At 73.1% G+C, this 22,010-nt stretch carries 17 protein-coding genes; 11 read left to right on the top strand and 6 right to left on the bottom strand.

The genetic code is table 11. From position 1 onward, the window contains the following. Positions 1-54: 54 nt before the first annotated feature. The 6 genes from H8838_RS14430 (at position 55) to H8838_RS14405 (ending at position 7,078) form a co-directional block, all read left to right on the top strand. On the top strand, positions 55-1,185 hold the full coding sequence (locus H8838_RS14430) for a heme/hemin ABC transporter substrate-binding protein (protein WP_181312213.1): 1,131 nt from the start codon (positions 55-57) through the stop codon (positions 1,183-1,185). Next, entirely contained in the window at positions 1,182-2,243 is a 1,062-nt protein-coding gene (locus tag H8838_RS14425; protein ID WP_185995645.1) for a FecCD family ABC transporter permease, read from the top strand. The genes H8838_RS14430 and H8838_RS14425 overlap by 4 nt, the downstream gene beginning before the upstream one ends. After that, on the top strand, positions 2,240-3,124 hold the full coding sequence (locus H8838_RS14420) for a heme ABC transporter ATP-binding protein (RefSeq protein WP_181312215.1): 885 nt from the start codon (positions 2,240-2,242) through the stop codon (positions 3,122-3,124). The genes H8838_RS14425 and H8838_RS14420 overlap by 4 nt, the downstream gene beginning before the upstream one ends. Beyond that, positions 3,112-4,305, top strand: a complete 1,194-nt coding sequence (locus tag H8838_RS14415) for a hypothetical protein (protein ID WP_185995646.1) — start codon at positions 3,112-3,114, stop codon at positions 4,303-4,305. The genes H8838_RS14420 and H8838_RS14415 overlap by 13 nt, the downstream gene beginning before the upstream one ends. Then, complete coding sequence (locus H8838_RS14410) at positions 4,292-5,575, top strand: hypothetical protein (protein WP_185995647.1); 1,284 nt, start codon at positions 4,292-4,294, stop codon at positions 5,573-5,575. Before H8838_RS14415 ends, H8838_RS14410 begins: the two co-directional genes overlap by 14 nt. Before the next feature lie 81 nt (positions 5,576-5,656). After that, a complete protein-coding gene (locus H8838_RS14405) occupies positions 5,657-7,078 on the top strand; it encodes an HtaA domain-containing protein (protein ID WP_185995648.1) in 1,422 nt (473 codons plus the stop codon). A 121-nt stretch (positions 7,079-7,199) separates the two neighbouring features. Here the strand turns inward: H8838_RS14405 and H8838_RS14400 are convergent, their stop codons facing one another. Then, complete coding sequence (locus H8838_RS14400) at positions 7,200-7,997, bottom strand: NAD-dependent epimerase/dehydratase family protein (protein ID WP_185995649.1); 798 nt, start codon at positions 7,995-7,997, stop codon at positions 7,200-7,202. Beyond that, positions 7,997-8,797, bottom strand: a complete 801-nt coding sequence (locus tag H8838_RS14395; RefSeq protein WP_181312220.1) for a purine-nucleoside phosphorylase — start codon at positions 8,795-8,797, stop codon at positions 7,997-7,999. The genes H8838_RS14400 and H8838_RS14395 overlap by 1 nt, the downstream gene beginning before the upstream one ends. A gap of 94 nt (positions 8,798-8,891) precedes the next feature. Here H8838_RS14395 and H8838_RS14390 point away from each other — a divergent pair, with 94 nt between their 5' ends. Further along, positions 8,892-10,019, top strand: coding sequence for an FUSC family protein (locus H8838_RS14390; RefSeq protein ID WP_181312221.1), 1,128 nt, complete (start codon positions 8,892-8,894; stop codon positions 10,017-10,019). Positions 10,020-10,031: 12 nt separating this feature from the next. Here H8838_RS14390 and H8838_RS14385 read toward each other — a convergent pair whose 3' ends face one another. Next, positions 10,032-10,484, bottom strand: a complete 453-nt coding sequence (locus tag H8838_RS14385; protein ID WP_181312222.1) for a gamma-glutamylcyclotransferase — start codon at positions 10,482-10,484, stop codon at positions 10,032-10,034. Positions 10,485-10,551: 67 nt separating this feature from the next. On the opposite strand from H8838_RS14385, the gene lpdA reads away from it, so the two are divergent. Together lpdA and H8838_RS14375 are read left to right on the top strand one after the other, a co-directional pair. Further along, entirely contained in the window at positions 10,552-11,958 is a 1,407-nt protein-coding gene (lpdA, locus tag H8838_RS14380) for a dihydrolipoyl dehydrogenase (protein ID WP_181312223.1), read from the top strand. Between the two features lie 2 nt (positions 11,959-11,960). Continuing rightward, the gene (locus H8838_RS14375) at positions 11,961-13,373 is read left to right on the top strand and encodes an NAD(P)H-quinone dehydrogenase (protein ID WP_181312224.1); all 1,413 of its coding nucleotides are present in this window, start codon (positions 11,961-11,963) and stop codon (positions 13,371-13,373) included. A 67-nt stretch (positions 13,374-13,440) separates the two neighbouring features. On the opposite strand, the gene serA is transcribed toward H8838_RS14375, so the two are convergent. Continuing rightward, positions 13,441-14,631, bottom strand: coding sequence for a phosphoglycerate dehydrogenase (gene serA / locus H8838_RS14370; RefSeq protein ID WP_181312225.1), 1,191 nt, complete (start codon positions 14,629-14,631; stop codon positions 13,441-13,443). A 72-nt stretch (positions 14,632-14,703) separates the two neighbouring features. On the opposite strand from serA, the gene arfB reads away from it, so the two are divergent. Continuing rightward, positions 14,704-15,114: an alternative ribosome rescue aminoacyl-tRNA hydrolase ArfB gene (gene arfB / locus H8838_RS14365; protein WP_185995650.1), complete on the top strand. Its 411-nt coding sequence runs from the start codon at positions 14,704-14,706 to the stop codon at positions 15,112-15,114. A 98-nt stretch (positions 15,115-15,212) separates the two neighbouring features. On the opposite strand, the gene H8838_RS14360 is transcribed toward arfB, so the two are convergent. Beyond that, on the bottom strand, positions 15,213-18,590 hold the full coding sequence (locus H8838_RS14360; RefSeq protein ID WP_185995651.1) for a pyruvate carboxylase: 3,378 nt from the start codon (positions 18,588-18,590) through the stop codon (positions 15,213-15,215). A gap of 155 nt (positions 18,591-18,745) precedes the next feature. On the opposite strand from H8838_RS14360, the gene H8838_RS14355 reads away from it, so the two are divergent. Next, the gene (locus tag H8838_RS14355) at positions 18,746-20,008 is read left to right on the top strand and encodes a SpoIID/LytB domain-containing protein (protein WP_185995652.1); all 1,263 of its coding nucleotides are present in this window, start codon (positions 18,746-18,748) and stop codon (positions 20,006-20,008) included. A 79-nt stretch (positions 20,009-20,087) separates the two neighbouring features. Here H8838_RS14355 and H8838_RS14350 read toward each other — a convergent pair whose 3' ends face one another. Further along, positions 20,088-21,866, bottom strand: a complete 1,779-nt coding sequence (locus tag H8838_RS14350; RefSeq protein WP_224766151.1) for an acetyl/propionyl/methylcrotonyl-CoA carboxylase subunit alpha — start codon at positions 21,864-21,866, stop codon at positions 20,088-20,090. Positions 21,867-22,010 lie beyond the last annotated feature (144 nt).

The raw sequence follows: 22,010 nt of genomic DNA, 5'->3' as shown, positions 1-22,010 counted from the left end.
GTCGGATCCCCTCGGTCGCGCCACCCGCGTCCGACCACCTGTCGAGGAGTAGAGATGTCCAGGTCACTGGCCCGTCCGGCCACTGGTCCGGTCGCCCGTCTGGTCGCCGTCGCGGCTGCTGTCGCGCTCGCCGGCGGTTGCGGCATCCAGGGACCAGACCGGGCCGCGGGGAACGACGCGGCGTCGGGAGCCGCGGTCGCCCCTCCGATCTCGGAGGTGACGCCGGCCGAGGATCCTCGCGCCTGGCGCGGCCCGGTCAGTGCGGGCGTGGCCGCCTCGGACCTCGATCCGGTCGCCGAGGACCCGGCGCCCGCGCTCCCGGTCACGCTCACCGACGCGCAGGGCACCGAGGTGGTGATCGAGGACGTCTCCCGGGTCCTGGCCCTGGACCTGCACGGCACCCTGGCGCGCACCGTCTTCGAGCTCGGGCTGGGGGACCGGCTGGTCGGGCGCGACCTGTCCACCCAGTTCGACCAGGCCGCCGACCTGCCCCTGGTCACCGGCAGCGGGCACGAGCTGAACGCCGAGGCGATCCTGGACCTGGACCCGACCCTGATCATCACCGACACCTCGCTCGGCCCGTGGGACGTGGTGCTGCAGATGCGGGAGTCCGGGATCCCCGTCGTCGTGGTGGAGTCCTCGCGCTCCCTGGGCAACCTCGACGAGCTCACCCGGATGGTCGCCGGCGCGCTCGGCGTCCCGGACGCGGGTGAGGTGCTGGTCGAGCGGGTGGCCGACGAGGTCGCCCAGGTGCGCGCCGACATCGACGAGATCGCCCCGGCCGACGAGCGCCAGCGGCTGCGCACGATATTCCTCTACGTCCGGGGCAACGCCGGCGTCTACTACATGTTCGGCAAGGGGTCGGGCGCCGACGACCTGATCGACGCGGTCGGGGCCTACGACGTGGCCGAGGAGATCGGCTGGTCGGGCATGCGCCCGGTGACCGCCGAGGGCCTGGTGGCTGCGGCGCCCGAGCTGGTGGTGATGATGACCAAGGGCCTGGAGTCCACGGGCGGCGTCGACGGGCTGCTGGAGAAGCTCCCGGCCCTGGCCAACACCCCGGCGGGACAGAACGAGCGGTTCGTGGACATCGCTGACTCGCTGGTCCTGGGCTACGGCCCCGGCACCGCGGAGGTGCTCAACGCACTGGCCGTTGCGGTGCACGCACCGCAGGAGCTCGGATGAGCCTGAACCTCCCGCTGCCGCCCACCGCGACCAGCCGGACCGTCGTCCTCGGCGCCCTGGGGGCCGCCCTCTTGGTCGCCGTGACCGTCGCGGCCGGCGCCGGACAGCTGCACATCCCCGCGGGCGAGGTGGTCGGCTCGGTCCTGCACCGGCTCGGCCTCGACCTCGGCACCCTGCCGAGCCACCCCCAGGGCGAGTCCACCTTGTGGCAGGTCCGCTTCCCGCGGCTGGCCATGGCGGTGCTCGTCGGCGCCTCCCTCGGCGTGGCGGGCGCGGTGATGCAGGGGGTCTTCGGCAACCCGCTGGCCGAGCCCGGCGTGGTCGGGGTCTCCGCCGGCGCGGCCCTGGCGGCCGCGGCGGTGATCGTCTTCGACCTGGTCGCCCTCGGCCAGTGGACCCTGCCGGTGGCCGCGTTCCTCGGTGGCCTGGTCACCACCGTCGCGGTCTACCTGCTGTCCCGGGACGGCGGTCGCACCGAGGTGGTCACGCTGGTGCTCACCGGTGTCGCGGTCAACGCGATGGCCGGGGCCGCACTGGCGTTCCTGATGTTCCTCGGCGACACCCAGGCACGCGAGGAGATCGTCTTCTGGCAGCTGGGCAGCCTCAACGGCTCCCGGGGCGAGCAGGTCCTGATCACGGCCCCCGTCGCGCTGGTGGGGATCGCCGTCGCGATCCTGCTCTCGCGCCGCCTCGACCTGCTCGCCCTCGGGGACAAGGGCGCGCGCCACGTCGGTGTCGACGTCGAGCGGCTCCGGATCGCCAGCATCGTGGTGGTCGCGGTGCTGACCGCGGCGGCGGTCGCCTTCGCCGGGATCATCGCCTTCGTCGGGCTGATCATCCCGCACCTGATGCGGATGGTGGTGGGCCCCGGGCACCGCGCGCTGGTGCCCGCGAGCGCGCTCGGCGGCGCCGTGCTGCTGGTCCTGGCCGACCTGTGGGCGCGCACCGCGATCGCGTACGCCGACCTGCCGATCGGCATGCTCACCTCGCTGGTCGGCGGACCCGTCTTCTTCTGGCTGCTGCGCCGGGCCCGGCGTACGGCGGGGGGCTGGGCATGAGCGGCCAGGGCGGTCCCGTCCAGAGCGCTCCCGTGCTGTGCGCCCGGGGCGTGGGCGTGGCGATCGAGGGCCGGGCGATCCTCGACGACGTCTCCTTCGACGTGCGTCCCGGTGAGCTGGTCGCGCTGGTCGGACCCAACGGTGCCGGCAAGTCCACCCTGCTGGCGGTGCTGGCCGGTGACCGACGTCCCGAAGTCGGCGTGGTGGAGCTGGGCGGCCGCCCGGTCGCCTCCCAGTCGGCGGCCGAGCTGGCCCGGCAACGCGCGGTGCTCCAGCAGAAGCAGACCCTGGCCTTCGGCTTCCGGGTCCGTGAGGTCGTCGAGATGGGACGCGCGGTCTGGCGTCGGACGCCGCGGGCCGCCGACGACGACGCCCGCGTGCAGGAGGCGATGGACGTAGCCGACGTCTCCCACCTGTCGGCCCGGGTCGTGCCGACGCTGTCCGGCGGCGAGCAGGGCCGGGTCGCGTTCGCCCGGCTGCTGGCCCAGGAGGTCGAGGTGCACCTGCTCGACGAGCCCACGGCCGCCCTCGACATCCGGCACCAGGAGGCGGTCCTCGCGAAGGCGCGGGGGAGCGCCCACGCGGGTGCCGCCGTCGTGGTGGTGCTGCACGACCTGAGCCTGGCGGCGGCCTTCGCCGACCGGGTCTGCGTGCTCTCCCAGGGGCGGGTCCGGGCGGTCGGGCCGCCGCGGGAGGTGCTCACCTCCGAGCTGCTCACCGAGGTCTACGAGCACCCGGTGGAGGTGCTCGACCACGCCGGCTCCCTGCTGGTCGTCCCGGTACGCCGCCCGCCGGCCCCCACGCCGTCCGCCCCCTCGTCCGCACCCTCGTCCGCACCTTCTGCCCACCTGGTACCCGAGGAGCCCTCGTGCCTGACCTGATCCAGTCCCCGAGGTCGCGCCGTACGCGCGTCCCGCGGGCCGCCGCCCTGCTGGCGGTCTCCGTGCTTGCTTCCGTCGGCCTGGCCGGGTTCGTGGGCGTTCCGCAGGCCCACGCAGCGGGTCGGGTCACCGTCGACAACGGTGGGCGCGGCGCGGTGATCGACTCGCGTTACTCCAGCACGCTCACCGTCACCGGGCGAGGGTTCCAGTCCATCAAGGGCGGTCACGGCGGCGTCTACGTCTGGTTCGGCACGGTCGACGGCCGCTGGCAGCCCAGCAAGGGGGGCAAGTCCGGCGTCGACTACGTCTACGTGCCCGACAGCGAGTCCAAGAGCAACGCCGGGTTCCAGCGCTACGTCGCCTTCCCGGGCTCCGACACCGCCGCCGCGGCGAACGGCGGCATGCTGAGCGCGGACGGCTCGTTCACCGTCCGGCTGCTGGTCCCGGGCCCCACCTTCCAGGGCGTGGGCCGCGACGGCAGCGTGCGCACGGTGGACTGCCGCAAGGTGACCTGCGGGGTGATCACGGTCGGCGCCCACGGTGTGCACAACGCCAACAACGAGACCTTCACGCCGGTCGGCCTGCGCGAGCTCTCCGGAGGCGGGCAGCAGGCCGAGCAGCCCGCCACGACCGACGACGGCACCGGTCCGGTGCCGGCGGTCGGCGCAGCCGGACCGGGGTCGGGGGAGCGGGGCGAGGTCCGAGTGCCTCGGTCCGGCGCGGCGGGCCAGGGCGTGACCGCCGTACGGGCGCGCGGCAAGGCCCGCCTGGACGTCGACCGGCCCTCGGCGGTCGCGGGGCGGGGGCTCTCCTTCGTCGCCAGCGGGCTCGTGCCCGGCGAGCAGGTGACGGCGATCCTCGACGACGGGCTGGTGGCCAGCGGTCCCCACCTGGTCGGCTCCGACGGCCGGGTGGCCGGGGTGCTGGCGCTGCCCAGCGAGGTCGCGGGCGGCACCCACGAGCTACGGCTCTTCGGCGCCGGGCGGACGCCGTCGGTCCGGTTCGCCATCGTGGCCGACCCCGACCCCGACCCGGCGAGCAGCGCGAGCGGGACCGAACAGACGGACGACCGGGCCGCGGTCGCGGCCACCGCGTTCGCCGTCGGGGCGGGCGTCCTGTTCTGCGGGGCGCTCTTCATGACGGTGCGGCGCTTCACCCGGAGCCGACGTGCGCTGGCGTGAGCGGAGCGGCCGGGTACGCCGGTCCGCCGCGGCCCTGCTGGGCGCCGGGGCCCTCGCCCTGCTCACGGTGAGCGGGGCGGCGCACGCATCAACCGAGACGCCCGAGCCTTCGTCCGGGCCGCTCGCGGTGGACGACGCGGTCTTCACCTGGTCGCTCAACGAGCAGACCAACGCCCGCTCGCACAACCCGGGCGCGATCAACTTCCTCGCCGCCGGGGTGGCCGACCCCGGCCGTGGCGGTGCGATCCTGCCGTCGTCGAAGTGGCAGGCCACCGCGGGCCCGGTGACGATCCAGAAGCGGGACGGCGCCGGTGCCTGGCGGACCGCCACCTGGGCCGGGCTCTCCACCGACGCCACCGGGGCGCCGATCGACATCTACGGCCCGTTCAGCGGGCACCGCGTGCACATCGGGGCGGGCACCGGCACCCTCGACCCGGTCGCCGAGGACGCCACCCTGGCCTGGTCCGGCACCTTCACGGTCGTCTACTACGGCGGCAACACGGTCTTCACCGTCACCGACCCGGTGCTCGAGGTCCGCGGCGGCACCGGCACCCTCACCGCCCAGCTCGGCGGTTGGGACGCCGACCGCAACGACCCGACCCTGTGGTCACCGGTCCCGCCCCAGCGGGTGACCGTGACGGACCTGGCCGGTGTCGACGTCACCGAGACCGGGCTGGTCGCCACTCCGGCGTACGCGGGTGTCCAGGTGGACGGCACCGTGCCGCAAAGCCGGACCGGGGAGAGCTGGGGCAGCTTCCCGCCCGCGATGATCGCCTTCCTCGCCCCGCTCGGGGTGGACCAGTTCTGGTACTCCACCGGGCTGCAGTCGGACTGGACGAAGCTGCCGGCGCCGGTGGTCGTCGGCTACGGGGGAGGCGAGCCGCCGGCCGAGCCGGTCCCGAGTGCGAGCGCGAAGCCGTCGCCGAAGCCGAACAACGAGGTGGTGAAGCCGCCGAGGCGGACGCCGACCCCGAAGCCGGCGCCCGCGCGCACGCCCGCAGCGGCCCCGGTGCCGGTCTCCTCGCCGGTCGTCGCGGCGCCGTCGGGCGGCGCGGCCGTCCCGCCCGCGGCCGCCGACGACGCCCTCGGTGCTGTCGGGGCCGTCGGCGCGGCGGCGAACCAGCCCGTGGTCGTCTCGGCGGCCACGGTCTCCCCTGCCCTCGCGCCCGCCTCCGCGGCGCCCGGCACCCATCCCGGCTGGTGGATCGGGGGACTGCTGCTGCTCGCGGCCGCCGCCCTGCTCCTGGTGCCGGTCCGCACCCGTCCCTGACCCGTGCCCTGACCCCGTCCCTGACCTCCTCCCCTGACCTCCTTCATGGAGCACCTGCACCACCCACCCGAAAGGAACCCCATGCAGTCCCTCACCCGCGCCCCGCGCCGTCGGGTCGCCGCCGGCGTCGCCGTCGCCGGCCTGGCCGCCGCGACCTTCGGCGTGCTGCCGGCCGCCCAGGCCGCGCCCCCGTCCGCGTCGTACCTCGACTGGAACATCTCCGAGCAGTTCGTCAGCCACCTGAGCACCCGCACGCTCGCGGGCGGCGCCTCTTTCGACGAGGCGTCCCAGAAGTTCCGCTTCCCCGCGAGCACCATCACGGTCGAGGCGGACGGTGACGTGGTGCGCAGCTACTCCGGCACCGTGCGGGGTGCGTTCGCCAACCCGGCGACCCGCAGCGAGCTGTACGCCGTCACGCTCACCGACCCGCGGTTGACCGTGGAGCCGGACGGCGAGGGCCGGATCGAGGCGACGGTCTCCGCCAGCAACGCCGCCTTCGGCGGCCCGGCCGCCGCGACTGACCCGACGTTCGTCACCGTGGCCGAGTTCGCCGGTGCCACCACGTCGCAGAACACCACCACGGTCACCCCCAAGTACGCAGGCGTCCTGCCGGCCGGCTCCGAGGCCGCGGTGGAGCTCGGCCTGTCCGCCTCGCAGCCGGTGGGCGGCGAGTCGTTCCACCCGGAGTTCCTCGGCGCCCTCACTCCCGGCGTCCGCGCGCACTTCTACAACTCGGGCACGGGGAGCAGCAACCCGAAGAAGCGGGTCGGCACGCTGGTGGCCACCACGGTGCCGTCGGTGACCACGACGGTCACGGGCGCCTCGGTCACCCACGGCCTGGACGTCAAGGTCGAGGGCACGGGGTTCAACCCCACGACCAACCCCGGCGACGCCGGCGTCTACGTGGCCCTGGCCCCGGCCGACACCGTGATCGACTACGGGAACCGGGCGAGCATGGCCGCGATGACGGCCGTCAACTACGTGATGCCCAGCGACTTCGACGGTGACAGCTTCACCACCGTGCTGAACGCTCCCACCGAGAAGCTGGTGCCGGGCAAGGAGTACGCCGTCTTCACCTGGCAGGCCCACACCCACTCCAACACCACGCAGGACACCAGGACCCCGGTCACCATCGACTGGAGCGTCTTCGCCCCGGCCCCGGCTCCCACGCCGGCTCCGGTGCCCACCCCGGCCCCTGCCCTCCAGGTGAAGCCGAAGGTCAAGGCCAAGGTGGCGAAGGCGCCCAGCACGAAGAAGGCCGGCAAGGCCGTCGTCACCCTCACCGGCAAGGCCGGCACGGTCACGGGCAAGGTCAACGCCACCCTCAAGTCGCCGGGCAAGAAGAAGGCCGTCAAGGTCACCGCGAAGCTGAACAAGAAGGGCAAGACGACCATCAGGCTGCCCAAGGGCAAGCGCGGCGCCTACAAGCTCGTCGTCCGGTTCACCGGCGACGACAGCTACACCAAGGCCCGCAAGGTCGTGAAGTACCGCATCGCCCGCTGACGGCGTACGTCACACGAATCCCCGCACAGCCGGGGTTCCCCGTGGTTGGCACACGTTGCAGTACGTGCCAACCCGCGGAATCCCCGGCTGTGCGGGGAATCCGCGAGCCCACCAAGAAGGCTCAGGGACGGGAGAGCGCCGGGCGCCAGAACTCCTCGCCGGCGAACGGGCCACCGACGTACGCCGCCTCCGCGGGGTCCTCGGGGCGCGGGCCGATCTCGTCGACGTACGCCGCTGCGTCGTCCTGCGGCGCATAACCCAGGGCGCGGCCGGGCTCGAGGTCCCACCAGGCGTCGGTGTTCGCGGAGATGCCGTAGAGCACCGCGAAGCCGGGGGCCTGCGTGGTGAGCGCGGCCTCGACCATCCGCACGCAGTCGTCGTGGGAGAGCCACGTCGACAGGTGCCGGGCGGTGGTCGGCCGGGGGAGGAACGAGCCGATCCGGCAGGCCACGGCGTCCAGGCCGTAGCGGTCGGCGTAGAGGCTCATCACCGCCTCGGCCGCCACCTTGCCGACGCCGTAGAAGGTGTCGGGCCGGGGCCGCGCGGTGACCTCGACGCAGTCGGTGCGCGGGGTGCGCCCGACGGCGTGGTTGCTGGAGGCATAGACCAGCCGCCGGACGTCGTGGGCGACCATCGCGTCCAGCAGGGCGGCCGTGGTCACCACGTGCGAGGTCAGGGAGCCCGCGAGGTCCAGCTCGTCGGGGTGGCCGGCCAGGTGCACCACGGCGTCCAGCGGCTGGGCGGCGAAGACCGCGTCGACCGCGTCGGGGTCGGTGCAGTCCGCGGTGTGCCAGGGCACGTCGGCCCCCTCGGGCACGGGCACGATGTCGAGGCCGACGACCTCGTGGCCCGCAGCCAGCAGCCCGGGCACCAGCACCCGGCCGATCGAGCCGGCCGCGCCGGTGACCAGGACTCGCATCAGATCCTCGGCACGAGGTCGCCGAGCAGGGCGCCCATCCGGCTGGCGGCGGAGCGGCCGGCCTCGAGCACCTCCTCGTGGTTGAGCGGCTCGCCGCTGATCCCGGCGGCGGCGTTGGTAACCAGGCTGATGCCCAGCACCTCCATCCCCGCCTCGCGGGCCGCGATCGCCTCGAGGGTGGTGCTCATCCCGACCAGGTCGCCGCCGATCGCCCGGACCATCCCGATCTCGGCCGGCGTCTCGTAGTGGGGGCCGGGGAACTGCACGTAGACCCCCTCGTCCAGGCTCGGGTCGACCTCGCGGCACAGCTCGCGCAGTCGGCTGGAGTAGAGGTCGGTGAGGTCGATGAAGGTGGCGCCCTCGAGCGGCGAGGTGGCGGTGAGGTTGATGTGGTCCTTGATCAGCACCGGCGTACCCGGGGCCCAGGTCTCGCGCAGGCCGCCGCAACCGTTGGTCAGCACGATCGTCCGGCAGCCGGCGGCCGCGGCCGTCCGCACCGGGTGCACGACCGCGCGCACCCCCTTGCCCTCGTAGAAGTGGGTGCGGGAGAGGAAGACCAGCACGTGCCGCCCGGCGACCTCGATGCTGCGGATCCGGCCCGAGTGCCCGGCCACGCCGGCAGCGTGGAAGCCGGGCAGGTCGGTGGTGGCGATCTCGGCGGTGGCAGGGCCCAGGGCGTCGACCGCGGGCAACCAGCCCGAGCCCAGCACCAGGGCGACGTCGTGGGTCTGCACACCGGTCAGGTCGCGCAGCGTCTGGGCGGCCTCGGAGGCCAGGGCGAAGGGATCGGTCTGGGTCACCTGCCGATCCTAGGCAGCGGCTCGTTGGTCGGGCCACTCCCGGGTGGTGCAGGCTTGTGGCCATGACGCACCGCTTCGCTCCGGGGAGGCAGCCATGACCGAGGACTCGCGTGCCTCGGTGCACCATCGGGTGCTGCGCGCCGCCGGCATCCAGCCCCGGCTGACCCTGACCGACCGGTGCCGGGCGGTCGCCCGGCGCTGGCGCCAGCTGCTCCGGCTCGCGGCTGCGACCGCCGGCGCCTACGCCATCGCCACGCACCTGCTCGGCCACCAGCAGGCCTTCTTCGCCCCGATCGCGGCGGTGATCGTGCTGGTCGCCGGGGCGGGGCTGCGGCAGCGGATGCTGCTGGAGCTGGTGCTCGGCGTGGCCGTCGGGGTGCTGGTGGGCGAGCTGCTGATCCTGGCGATCGGCCGCGGCGCCTGGCAGCTCGCACTGGTGGTCGTGCTGGCCACCAGCTCGGCGCTCTTCGCCGGGCTGCGCGGCGTGGCGATCACCCAGGCCGCCAACTCCGGGGTGCTGATGGCCGCCGTGGTACCGGCCGTCGGGGCCTCCGACCCGGCGGTGACCCGGTTCCTCGACGCCCTGGTGGGCGGTCTGTGCGGGCTGGCGATGGTGCTGCTGCTGCCGCGCAACCCCACCCGCGACCTCGGCCGCGAGGTCCGGCCGCTGCTCACCGAGCTGGCGGGGATCCTCGACGAGCTGGCCGTGGCCATGCGCGCCGGCGACCCGGGCGCCGCGGAGACGACGCTGGCCCGGGCCCGTGGCCTGCAGGAGCGGGTCACCGCCGCGCAGAACACGGCCGCCAACGTCGCCGAGGTGGCGGCGATGTCGCCCGTGCGCTGGCGGCAGCGTCCCGAGGTGGCGAGGTACGCCGGCGCCCTGACCGACGTCGACAACGCGATCCGCGACGCCCGGGTGCTGGCCCGCCGGCTCTCCTCGATGCTGCGGATGGGGGAGCGGTGCTCGCCGTCGATGACCGCCTCGGTGGAGGCGCTGAGCCGCGGCGTACGGATCTTCGAGTCCGACTTCGCCGCGCCCGGGCTGCCTCAGGACGCCGAGGAGAATCTGGTCGAGGCGGTGCGGCTCGCGATGGAGTCGCTGACCGACCGGATGACCCTCAACCGGGCCGCGGTGGTCTCCCAGATCCGCTCGCTGGCCGCGGACCTGCTGTTCGCGGGCGGGATGACGCGCGACGAGCTCGACGTACGCCTGAACTTCTGAGCGGCGGTCGGCTCAGAGCCCGGTGGACCGGCAGGTCCGGCGGCGCAGCGCCGAGACGTAGTCGTCGGGCGCCCCGGCCGACTCGGCGGCGTCCGCGAGCACCCCGAGGTAGGAGGCGCTGGGCAGCCCGCCCTCCCAGGAGTCCAGCACGTAGGCCCACGCGGTGACCTCGCCCGACAGCGTGTGCACCCGGACCCGGGTCTTGCGGTAGAGCCCGGTGTCGGCGGACTCCCAGCCGTCGAGCAGCACCACGTCCTCGTCGGTCACGTCGTAGACGGCGACGAACACCTGCTCGTCCGGGTCCTCGACGATCGTGGCCAGCGCCCCGTCCCACCCGTGCTCCTCGCCGCCGAACGTCAGCCGCCACCCGGTGAGCCAGCCGGTGGAGCGCAGCGGGGAGTGGGGACAGCGCTCGCCCATGCGGGCCGGATCGAGGTTGGTCCCGTAGGCGGCGTACAGCGTCACGGACCGCAGGCTACCGCGCCCAGAGCCGGGTTACGCCGCCCACCGGGCGCAGCCTAGGGTGGGGTCCGTGACTGACTCCGCACACTTCGACGTCGTTGTCCTCGGTGCCGGCCCTGGTGGGTACGTCGCTGCCATTCGCGCCGCCCAGCTGGGCAAGTCCGTGGCGGTGGTCGAGAAGCAGTACTGGGGAGGGGTGTGCCTCAACGTCGGCTGCATCCCGTCCAAGGCGCTGCTCAAGAACGCCGAGCTCGCCCACACGCTGACCCACGAGAAGGCCAAGTACGGCATCGAGGGCGACGCCACGATGTCGTACGGCCCGACGCACAAGCGCTCCCGCCAGGTGAGCGCCGGGATCGTCAAGGGCGTCCACTTCCTGATGAAGAAGAACAAGATCAAGGAGATCGACGGCTGGGGCACCCTGACGTCGGCGACCTCGATGGACGTCGCGGGCGACGACGGCTCGACGCAGCAGCTCACCTTCGACAACCTGATCATCGCCACCGGCGCGACCGTGCGGATGCTCCCGGGCATGGAGGTCAGCAAGAACGTCGTCACCTACGAGGAGCAGATCCTCGACGAGCAGCTGCCGTCCTCGATCATCATCGGCGGGTCCGGCGCGATCGGCGTCGAGTTCGCCTACGTGATGAAGAACTTCGGCGTCGACGTCACCATCGTGGAGTTCCTGGACCGGATGGTGCCCAGCGAGGACGCCGACATCTCCAAGGAGCTGCTCAAGCACTACAAGAAGCTCGGCGTGAAGGTCATGCTCTCCACCAAGGTCGACAACGTGGAGGACACCGGCTCCGGCGTGCGGGTCACCGTCAGCCCGGCGGCCGGCGGCGACTCCCAGGTGCTGGAGGCCGACAAGATGCTCGCCGCCTTCGGCTTCGCCCCGCGCCTGGAGGGCTACGGCCTCGAGGCGATCGGCGTGGAGACCACCGAGCGCGGCGCGATCGCCATCGACGAGCGCGGGCGTACCAACGTGGAGAACGTCTACGCGATCGGCGACGTGACCGGCAAGATGATGCTGGCCCACGTGGCCGAGGCGATGGGCATCGTGGCCGCGGAGACGATCGCCGGGGCCGAGACCATGGAGATCAACTTCGACATGATCCCGCGGGCCACCTACTGCCAGCCGCAGATCGGCTCGTTCGGCTACTCCGAGGCCCAGGCCAAGGAGAAGGGGTACGACGTCAAGACGGCGACCTTCCCGTTCAGCGCCAACGGCAAGGCCCAGGGCCTCGGCGAGCCCGTCGGCTTCGTCAAGGTCGTCGCGGACGCGAAGTACAACGAGATCCTCGGCGCCCACATGATCGGTCCGGACGTGACCGAGCAGCTGCCGGTCCTCACCCTGGCCCAGCAGTGGGACCTGACCGCGGACGAGGTCTCGCGCAACGTCTTCGCGCACCCGACCCTGTCGGAGGCGGTCAAGGAAGCCGTGCACGGCATCGCCGGCCACATGATCAACTTCTGACGATGAGCAGCAACAACCCCAGCACCGACCGCGTCGTCATCATCGGCGGCGGCCCCGGCGGCTACGAGGCCGCGCACGTCGCGGCCCAGCTGGGCGCCGAGGTGACGATCGTGGACTCCGACGGGATCGGCGGGTCCGCGGTCATCACCGACTGTGTCCCGTCCAAGACCCTGATCGCCACCGCCGAGGTGATGACCGAGGTCGAGGACGCCGCCGAGCTCGGCGTCAGCTTCGTCGACCCCGAGGGCGACCAGGCCGCCCGGGTCGTGGTCGACCTGGCCCGGGTCAACGCCCGGGTCAAGGAGCTCGCCGCCCAGCAGTCCGCGGACATCCAGCGGCGCCTCGAGCGCGACGGCGTCCGGGTGGTGCGCGGCCGCGGCCGGTTGAGCGGCCCCCAGCAGGTCGTGGTCGAGCTCGCCGACGGCGGGTCGGAGACCCTGGCCGCCGACGCGGTGCTGGTCGCCACCGGCGCCGCGCCGCGCACGCTGCCCTCCGCGCAGCCCGACGGCGAGCGGATCCTCACCTGGGAGCAGGTCTACGACCTGACCGAGGTGCCCGAGAGCCTGGTCGTGGTGGGCTCCGGGGTCACCGGCGCCGAGTTCGCCTCCGCCTACCTGGCGCTGGGCATCCCGGTCACCCTGGTCTCCTCCCGCGACCGGGTGCTGCCCGGCGAGGACGCCGACGCGTCCGCGGTGCTCGAGCAGGTCGCCGTACGGCGTGGCATGAACGTGCTGTCGAAGTCGCGGATGGAGTCGGTCACCCGGACCGGGGACCGGGTCACGGTCACCCTCACCGACGGGCGCACCGTCGAGGCCTCCCACTGCGTGCTGGCCCTCGGCTCGGTGCCGAAGACCCACGACCTGGGTCTGGAGGAGGCCGGCGTCCGGGTCGACGAGGGCGGCTTCATCAAGGTCGACCGGGTCTCGCGCACCTCGGCGCGCGGCGTCTACGCGGCCGGTGACTGCACCGGCGTGCTGATGCTCGCCTCGGTCGCGGCGATGCAGGGCCGGATCGCGATGTGGCACTTCCTCGGCGACGCCGTGGCCCCGCTGGACCTGAAGAAGGTCTCCTCCAACGTCTTCACCGCCCCCGAGATCGCCACCGTCGGCTGGTCGCAGCAGGCGGTCGACAACGGCGAGATCGAGGCCGAGGTGGTGACCCTGCCGCTGGCCGGCAACGCCCGGGCCAAGATGCAGGGCGTCAAGGACGGCTTCGTCAAGCTCTTCTGCCGTCCCGGCACCGGCATCGTGGTCGGTGGCGTGGTGGTGGGGCCGCGGGCCAGCGAGCTGATCCACCCGGTCTCGCTCGCCGTGGCGGAGTCGTTGACCGCCGACATGCTGGCGCACGCGTTCACGGTCTACCCGTCGATGAGCGGCTCGGTCGCCGAGGCCGCACGGCGGCTGCACCGCTTCTGAGGGCGGCGGCTCTCCGGTCACTGCGCGGGACGGGGCGACGGCGTGGCCGTCGCCCCGTCTCCGGCTGCTACCAGGTGCGGACCCAGAGCGAGTGCTCGGAGTCGCGCAGCTGCTGCAACGACGTGGGGGAGAGGTCGCCGGCCGCGTCGGTGACGACGTAGCCGACCGGCCCGCGGGTGGCGAGCTGCTGACCGAGGATGTTGTCGCCCTCGGCGGCGAGCAGGGCGTTGAACCCGGCCAGCACGCCGGGCACGTTGTGGTGCAGGATCCCGATCCGGTGCCCGGTCAGCGACGGCATCTTCACCTCGGGCAGGTTGACCGACAAGGTGGTGGTGCCCTCGAAGGCGAAGCCGGAGAGCTTGCCCGCCACGAACCGGCCGATCTCCTCCTGCGCCTCCTGGGTGGAGCCACCCACGTGCGGGGTGAGGATGACGTTGTCCAAGCCGCGCAGCACCGACTCGAACGGGTCGCCCTGCGCCTTCGGCTCGACCGGGAAGACGTCGAGCGCCGCCCCGGCGATGTGGCCCGACAGCAGGTGGTCGCGCAGCGCGTGGTCGTCGACGACCATGCCGCGGGAGGCGTTGATGAACAGCGAGCGCGGCTTCATCGCGGCGAACTGCTCGGCGCCGAAGAAGCCCTCGTTGCCGGGGCGGCCGTCCACGTGCAGGCTGACGACGTCCGCGACCTCCAGCAGCTCCTCCAGGCTGTTCATCCGCTGGGCGTTGCCGTGCGCGGGACGGTCGGCGGTGTCGTAGAAGACCACGCGCAGGCCCAGCGCCTCGGCCAGGTTGGAGAGCTGGGTGCCGATGTTGCCGTAGCCGATGATGCCCAGGGTGCGCCCCCGGACCTCGTGGCTGCCGCGCGCGGACTTGTCCCAGACGCCGTCGTGCATCCGCTGCAGCTTCTCCGGCAGGCGGCGGGCCAGGGCGATGATCTCGCCGATCACCAGCTCCACGACGCTGCGGGTGTTGGAGTACGGCGCGTTGAAGACCGCGACGCCGCGCTCGGTGGCGGCGGCGAGGTCGACCTGGTTGGTGCCGATGCAGAAGCAGCCGATGGCCAGCAGCTGCGGTGCGGCGTCCAGGACGGTCTGGGTGACGCGGGTGTTGGAGCGGATCCCCAGCAGGCTGACGCCCTCCAGCGCGGCCACCAGCTCGAGCTCGGAGAGGGAGCCGGGACGCAGCTCGACCTCGACCCCTCGGCGCTCGAGCGCCGCGACTGCGCTGGGGTGGATGTTCTCGAGGAGGAGGGCCTTCATGCGGCCACTTTATGCAATGACCACCCCGGCCCCCGACGGGTGTCAGCGGCGCGGACGCATACTGGTGCCACCATGACGCGTGTGCCTCGGGTCCAGATCGACGACAGTGAGCTGAGCTGGCGGTTCTCCCGCTCCTCGGGGCCCGGCGGGCAGCACGTCAACACCTCCGACACCCGGGTCGAGCTGAGCTGGTCGCTGGCCGAGACCGCGGCGCTGACGCCGGCGCAGAAGGAGCTCGCCGCCCGGCGGTTGGGCGGCCGGCTGGTGGACGGCACGCTGACGGTCGCCTCCTCGACGTACCGCTCCCAGCACCGCAATCGCGAGGCGGCCCGGGCCCGGCTGGAGGAGCTGGTGGCCGAGGCGGTGGTGCCGCCGAAGGCGCGCCGCCGGACCCGCCCCACCCGGGGGGCGGTGGAGCGCCGGCTGGGGGCGAAGAAGCGCCGGTCGGAGACGAAGAAGTCCCGGCGTACGTCGTGGGACTGAGCAGACTGGGACCAGCGCGGACTTCGTGACGTCTTCGTGGGGTTGGCACGTGGTGCAACGCGCGCCAACCCGCGCGATCCCCGGCTGTGCGGGGATCGCTACTCGAGGACCAGCAGCAGGTCCCCACCCTCCACGTGCCGGGTCTGGCCGACCACCACCCGGGCCACCCGGCCGGCGGTGGGGGCGGTGATCGCGGCCTCCATCTTCATCGCCTCGATGGTCGCCACGGTGTCGCCGGCCGCGACCTGGTCGCCGGCGGCGACCAGCACCGTGACCGCGCCCTGGAAGGGGGCCGCCACCTGGCCCGGCACCCCGGGGTCGGCCTTCTCCGTGGGCTCCACGTCGGCGGAGACGCTGCGGTCCAGCACGCTCACCGGGCGCAGCTGGCCGTGCAGGGTCGCCATCACCGTGCGGTAGCCGCGCTCGTCGGGGTCGCCGATGGCCTGCAGGCCGAAGAGCACGCTCTTGCCCTGGGCCAGGTCGACCTCGAGCTCCTCGCCCTGCTCGAGGCCGTAGAGCCAGCCGCGGGTGGGCAGCACCGAGAGATCGCCGAAGGCGTCGCGGCGCTTGCGGAACTCGGCGGTCGGGCCGGGGAAGAGCAGCTCGTTGAGGGTCTCGCGGGGCTTGCGGGCCAGGCCCTCGCGCTGCTCGTCGGTGAGGCTCTCGGCGGGCTTCTTCCAGGTACGCCCCTCCAGCGCGCGGCTGCGGAACGGCTCGGGCCACCCGCCGGGCGGGTCCCCGAGCTCGCCGTGCAGGAAGCCGACGACCGAGTCGGGGATGTCGAAGCGACCCGGGTCCTCGGCGAACTCCGCGGGGTCCGCGCCCACGGCCACGAGCTGGAGGGCCAGGTCGCCGACCACCTTGGAGGAGGGCGTCACCTTGACGATGTTGCCGAGGATGTCGTTCGCCGCGGCGTACATGTCCTCGATCTGCTCGAACTTCTCTCCGAGGCCCAGCGCGATCGCCTGCTGGCGCAGGTTGGAGAGCTGCCCGCCGGGGATCTCGTGGGTGTACACACGGCCGGTGGGCGAGGGGATCCCGGACTCGAACGGGGCGTAGAGCCGCCGGGTCGCCTCCCAGTAGGGCTCCAGGCTGCAGACCGCCGCCAGCGAGAGGCCGGTCTCCCGCTCGGAGTGGTCGGTCGCGGAGACCAGCGCGGAGAGCGAGGGCTGCGAGGTCGTCCCCGACATCGGCGCCGCCGCGGCGTCGACCGCGTCCACGCCGGCGTCGATCGCCGCCAGCAGGGTGGCCAGCTGCCCGCCGGGGGTGTCGTGGGTGTGCAGGTGCACCGGCAGGTCGAACCGCTCGCGCAGCGCCGTCACCAGGGTGCGCGCAGCGGGTGCCCGCAGCAGGCCGGCCATGTCCTTGATCGCCAGCACGTGCGCCCCGGCGTCCACGATCCGCTCGGCCAGCCGCAGGTAGTAGTCGAGGGTGTAGATCCGCTCCTCGGGGCTCGACAGGTCGCCGGTGTAGCACATCGCCACCTCGGCGACCGTGCTCCCGGTGGCCCGCACCGCGTCGATCGCCGGGCGCATCTGGTCCACGTCGTTGAGCGCGTCGAAGATCCGGAAGACGTCGATCCCGGTGCGTGCGGCCTCGGCGACGAAGGCGTCGGTCACCTCGGTGGGGTACGGCGTGTAGCCGACCGTGTTGCGGCCGCGCAGGAGCATCTGCAGGCACAGGTTGGGCAGCGCCTGGCGCAGCTCGGCCAGCCGGTCCCAGGGGTCCTCGCCGAGGAAGCGCAACGCCACGTCGTACGTCGCCCCGCCCCAGGCCTCCACCGACCACAGCGAGGGGGTCAGCCGGGCCACGTGCCCGGCGACCTGCACCAGGTCGCGGGTGCGCACCCGGGTGGCGAGCAGCGACTGGTGGGCGTCACGGAAGGTGGTGTCGGTGACCGCCACCTCGCGCTGGGCGCGCAGCCGGGCGGCGAACTCCTCGGGCCCGAGCTGGAGCAGCTGCTGCCGGGTGCCGTCGGGTGCCGGCACGGAGAGGTCGACCGCGGGCAGCTTGGTCGCCGGGTCCACCTCCACCGGGCTGGCGCCGTACGGCTGGTTGACGGTGACGTCGGCCAGGTGCGCCAGCAGCGCGCTCCCGCGGTCGGCGTCGGCGTGCGCGGAGAGCAAGGAGGGGTGCTCCTCGATGAACGAGGTGGTCACCCGCCCGGCCAGGAAGTCGTCGTCCCCGAGCACGGCCTGGAGGAAGGCCAGGTTGGTCGTGACCCCGCGGATCCGGAACTCCGCCAGCGCCCGGCGGGCCTTCTGCACCGCGAGCTCGTAGGTGCGTCCGCGACAGGTGAGCTTGGCCAGCATCGAGTCGAAGTGGGCGCTCACCTCGGCGCCGGTGTAGGTGGTGCCGCCGTCCAGCCGCACGCCGGCGCCGCCGGGGGAGCGGTAGGTGGTGATCTTCCCGGTGTCGGGGCGGAAGTCGTTGGCCGGGTCCTCGGTGGTGATCCGGCACTGCAGCGCCGCCCCCCGCAGCACCAGCGTCTCCTGGCTCAGGCCCAGGTCCTCGAGGGTCTCGCCCGCCGCGATCCGCAGCTGCGACTGCACCAGGTCGACGTCGGTGACCTCCTCGGTCACCGTGTGCTCGACCTGGATCCGCGGGTTCATCTCGATGAAGACGTAGTCGCCGTCCGGGTTCAGCAGGAACTCGACCGTGCCGGCGTTGCGGTAGCCGATCTCCCGGGCGAAGCGGACCGCGTCGGCGCACATCTGCTCGCGCAGCGCCGGGTCCAGCCCGGGCGCGGGCGCGATCTCGACCACCTTCTGGTGGCGGCGCTGCACCGAGCAGTCGCGCTCGAACAGGTGCATCACCTGTCCTTGGGAGTCGGCCAGGACCTGCACCTCGATGTGGCGCGGGTCGACCACGGCCTGCTCGACGAAGACGGTGCCGTCGCCGAACGCGCCCTCGGCCTCGCGCATGCACGCCTCGATCGCCGCCCGCAGGTCGCTCGGAGCGGCCACCCGGCGCATGCCCCGCCCGCCACCGCCGGCCACGGCCTTGACGAAGAGCGGGAAGGGGATCGCCTCGGCGGCGGCGAGCAGCTCGTCCACGTCCGTGGAGGGCGCCACCCCGGCCAGGGTGGGCACCCCGGCGGCCTTGGCCGCCGCGATCGCCCGGGACTTGTTGCCGGTCAGGGTCAGCACCTCCGCGGAGGGCCCGACGAAGGTCAGGCCGGCGTCCGCGCAGGCCTCCGCCAGCCGGGGGTTCTCCGAGAGGAAGCCGTAGCCGGGGTAGACCGCGTCGGCGCCGGCGCGCAGCGCCGCCTCGACGATCGCGTCGGGGTCGAGGTAGGCCCGCACCGGGTGCCCGCGCTCGCCGATCTCGTACGCCTCGTCGGCCCGCAGCCGGTGCTCGGACCAGCGGTCCTCGTACGGATAGACCGCGACCGTGCGGGCCCCCACCTCGTTGGCCGCGCGGAAGGCGCGGATCGCGATCTCGCCACGGTTGGCCACCAGCACCTTGTTGAACATGACAAGACGGTAGTCGCTGCGCCTGCGCGCAGCGCAGGGCGACCGAACTACAGACCGGTAGTTCGGGGGTTCCGATTGTCTGCCCCCATGGCACGTGCTTCCCTGTCGTCACAGGAGACCCATCCATTCCGGCCGAACGAAGGTGACCGCTCCTCATGCGTCTGCGTCCCGTCCTGCACGTCCCTGCTCGTGCCGCCGCGCTGGCGGCCGCGCTGGTGCTGGTGCCCCTCGGGGTGCCGGCGGCGACCGCGGCGAAGGGGACGCCGGCCCCGGTGGCCAACCCCCAGGACATGTGGTCGGTGCAGGGTGCGGCGGCGATCCGGGTGCTCGGCAAGGGGTACGGCCACGGGCACGGCATGTCGCAGTACGGCGCCGAGGGCGCCGCTCGCGCCGGGCTCACCCACCAGCAGATCATGGAGTTCTACTACCCGGGCACGCAGTGGGGCACGGCCACCGGCAAGGTGCGGGTGCACCTGACCGCCGACACCACCGACGACGTGGTCGTCGTCGCGAAGCCCGGCACCACGGTGAAGAACCTGGCCACCAAGAAGCGCTGGAAGCTGCCGAACCGGACCACGGGACAGTGGCGGCTGACCACCAACCGGCGCAACAACAAGACGATCGTGCAGTGGCGCGACCGAGGCTCCTGGAAGCGCTGGAAGACGTTCTCCGGCGACGGCGAGCTGGCCGCTCCGGGCGGGCTCACCCTGGTCACCCCGAGCGGGCGCACGACCTACCGCGGCAAGCTCCGCGCCGCCTCCCCGACGCCGGGGAGCAAGCAGCGCGACACCGTCAACGTGGTCTCGCTGGAGAACTACCTCAAGGGGGTCGTCCCGCTGGAGATCCCCGCCTCGTGGAACCCGGAGGCGGTGCGCTCCCAGGCCGTGGCCGCCCGCAGCTACGCGGCCTTCGAGCGGGCCCAACCGCTGGCGCGGCACTACCAGATCTGTGACACCACCGCCTGCCAGGTCTACGGCGGCAAGTCCGCCGAGCACCCGCTGGCGACCGCCGCGGTGACCGCGACCGCCGGACAGGTGCTCACCGCGGACGGCGCACCGGCGTTCACCCAGTTCGCCTCGAGCAACGGCGGGTGGAGCTCGGCCGGCTCGCGGCCCTACCTGGCCGCGCAGGCCGACCCGTACGACGGCTGGGCGGGTAACCCGAACCACACCTGGTCGGTGACCATGGGCGTGGAGAAGCTGGAGTCGGCCTGGCCGGCCGTGGGCTCCCTGCAGACGGTCACGATCACCGCGCGCGACGGCAACGGCGAGTGGGGCGGCCGGGTCTCGCGGATGACCCTGACCGGCACCGCCGGCTCGGTGGAGGTCACCGGCGACCAGGTGCGCAGCGCGCTCGGGCTGAAGTCGAGCTGGTTCACCCTGGACGTCTTCCAGGCGACCCTGCGCGGCAGCTGGTAGCTCGCGCGCCGGCTGGACGCCACAGCGCCCGCGGTGCCGGTCGGCACGCGCGGGCGCTGGGATCGATCCTGCGGACTCGTCAGTCCTTGATCTCGCAGATCACCGCACCGCTGGTGACGGTGGCGCCCACCTCGGCGGCGAGGCTGGTCACGGTGCCGGCCTTGTGCGCCTTGAGCGGCTGCTCCATCTTCATCGCCTCGATGACGACCACGACGTCGCCCTCGGCGACCTCCTGACCCTCCTCGACGGCGATCTTCACCACGGTGCCCTGCATCGGGCTGGTCACCGAGTCGCCGGAGGCAGCCGCGGTGGCCTTCTTGCCGGCCGCGCGCTTGGGCTTCTTGGCCGCACCGGCGGCGGCGCCGCCACCCAGGCCCGAGAGCCCGGCCGGGAGGACGACCTCGAGCCGGCGGCCGCCGACCTCGACGGTCACCTTCTGCCGCTCACCGGCCTCCTCCGCCTCGGCGGAGTCGCCGGCGTACGGCTCGATCTGGTTGTCGAAGTCGGTCTCGATCCAGGTGGTGTAGACCTCGAAGGAGCCCTCGCCGCTCGGGGTGGAGGCGCCGACGTACGCCGGGTCCTCCAGCACCGCGCGGTGGAACGGGATGACCGTGGGCATGCCGTCGACGGTGAACTCGGCCAGCGCGCGCCGGGAGCGCTCGATCGCCTGGGTGCGGTCGCGGCCGCTGACGATCAGCTTGGCGATCAGGGAGTCGAACGAGCCGGGGATGGTCTCGCCCTTCTCGTAGCCGCCGTCGAGGCGGACGCCCGGGCCGCTGGGCGGCGCCCACTCGGTCAGGGTGCCGGGGGCGGGCATGAAGTTGCGGCCCGCGTCCTCGGCGTTGATCCGAAACTCGATCGAGTGGCCGCGGACCTCGGGGTCGTCGTAGCCGAGCTCCTCGCCGGCGGCGATCCGGAACATCTCGCGCACCAGGTCGATGCCCGTGACCTCCTCGGAGACGCAGTGCTCGACCTGGAGGCGGGTGTTGACCTCGAGGAAGGAGATGGTCCCGTCGGCGGCGACCAGGAACTCGCAGGTGCCGGCGCCGACGTAGCCCGCCTCGCGGAGGATGGCCTTGGAGGACTCGTAGAGACGGGTCACCTGGTCCTCGGTGAGGAACGGCGCGGGCGCCTCCTCGACCAGCTTCTGGTGGCGGCGCTGCAGCGAGCAGTCGCGGGTGGAGATGACCACCACGTTGCCGTGCTGGTCGGCCAGGCACTGGGTCTCGACGTGGCGCGGCCGGTCGAGGAACTTCTCCACCAGGCACTCGCCCCGGCCGAAGGCGCCGACGGCCTCGCGGACGGCGGACTCGAAGAGCTCGGGGATCTCCTCCAGCGTGCGGGCGACCTTGAGGCCGCGGCCGCCGCCGCCGAAGACCGCCTTGATGGCGACGGGAAGGCCGTTGGCCTTGGCGAACTCGACGATCTCGTCGGCGTCCTTGACCGGCTCCTTGGTGCCGGGGGCCAGCGGTGCGTTGGCCTTCTGTGCGATCTGCTTGGCCTTGGCCTTGTCGCCCAGGGCGTCGATCGCCTCGGGGGAGGGGCCGATCCAGATCAGCCCGGCGTCGAGGACGGCCTGGGCGAACTGGGCGTTCTCGGCGAGGAAGCCGTAGCCGGGGTGGACCGAGTCGGCGCCGGACTCCTTGGCCACCGCGATGATCTTGTCGATGTCGAGGTAGGAGTCGGCCGGGGTGGCGCCGCCCAGGCTGTACGCCTCGTCGGCGAGCCGGACGAACAGGGCGTCGCGGTCGGGGTCGGCGTAGACGGCGACCGAGCCGATTCCGGCGTCCTTCGCTGCGCGGATGACGCGGACCGCGATCTCGCCGCGATTGGCGATGAGGACCTTCTGCAAGCTCACTCCGGGCTCCTGTTGCCGAGGGGTAACGAACGGGGGCAGGTTACCTCCCCCTCGGGACACGGTGGCTGGGGGTCTGCGGCGCGGACGCACGGGCCCGGTCAGCGGTCGACGCGAAAGCGGTTAACATTCATTAACCTCTGGGCT

This window comes from Nocardioides campestrisoli, from assembly GCF_013624435.2.
GTDB lineage: Bacteria > Actinomycetota > Actinomycetes > Propionibacteriales > Nocardioidaceae > Nocardioides > Nocardioides campestrisoli.
This window is presented reverse-complemented; position numbering and strand designations above follow the sequence as displayed.

Excerpts from the sequence above, each read along its gene's own strand:
- H8838_RS14430 (WP_181312213.1), top strand. The coding sequence starts at position 55 with ATGTCCAGGTCACTGGCCCGTCCGGCCACTGGTCCGGTCGCCCGTCTG.
- H8838_RS14425 (WP_185995645.1), top strand. The coding sequence starts at position 1,182 with ATGAGCCTGAACCTCCCGCTGCCGCCCACCGCGACCAGCCGGACCGTC.
- H8838_RS14355 (WP_185995652.1), top strand. The coding sequence starts at position 18,746 with ATGCGTCTGCGTCCCGTCCTGCACGTCCCTGCTCGTGCCGCCGCGCTG.
- H8838_RS14390 (WP_181312221.1), top strand. The coding sequence starts at position 8,892 with ATGACCGAGGACTCGCGTGCCTCGGTGCACCATCGGGTGCTGCGCGCC.
- H8838_RS14375 (WP_181312224.1), top strand. The coding sequence starts at position 11,961 with ATGAGCAGCAACAACCCCAGCACCGACCGCGTCGTCATCATCGGCGGC.
- H8838_RS14400 (WP_185995649.1), bottom strand. The coding sequence starts at position 7,997 with ATGCGAGTCCTGGTCACCGGCGCGGCCGGCTCGATCGGCCGGGTGCTG.
- H8838_RS14420 (WP_181312215.1), top strand. The coding sequence starts at position 2,240 with ATGAGCGGCCAGGGCGGTCCCGTCCAGAGCGCTCCCGTGCTGTGCGCC.
- H8838_RS14360 (WP_185995651.1), bottom strand. The coding sequence starts at position 18,590 with ATGTTCAACAAGGTGCTGGTGGCCAACCGTGGCGAGATCGCGATCCGC.
- arfB (WP_185995650.1), top strand. The coding sequence starts at position 14,704 with ATGACGCGTGTGCCTCGGGTCCAGATCGACGACAGTGAGCTGAGCTGG.
- serA (WP_181312225.1), bottom strand. The coding sequence starts at position 14,631 with ATGAAGGCCCTCCTCCTCGAGAACATCCACCCCAGCGCAGTCGCGGCG.
- H8838_RS14405 (WP_185995648.1), top strand. The coding sequence starts at position 5,657 with ATGCAGTCCCTCACCCGCGCCCCGCGCCGTCGGGTCGCCGCCGGCGTC.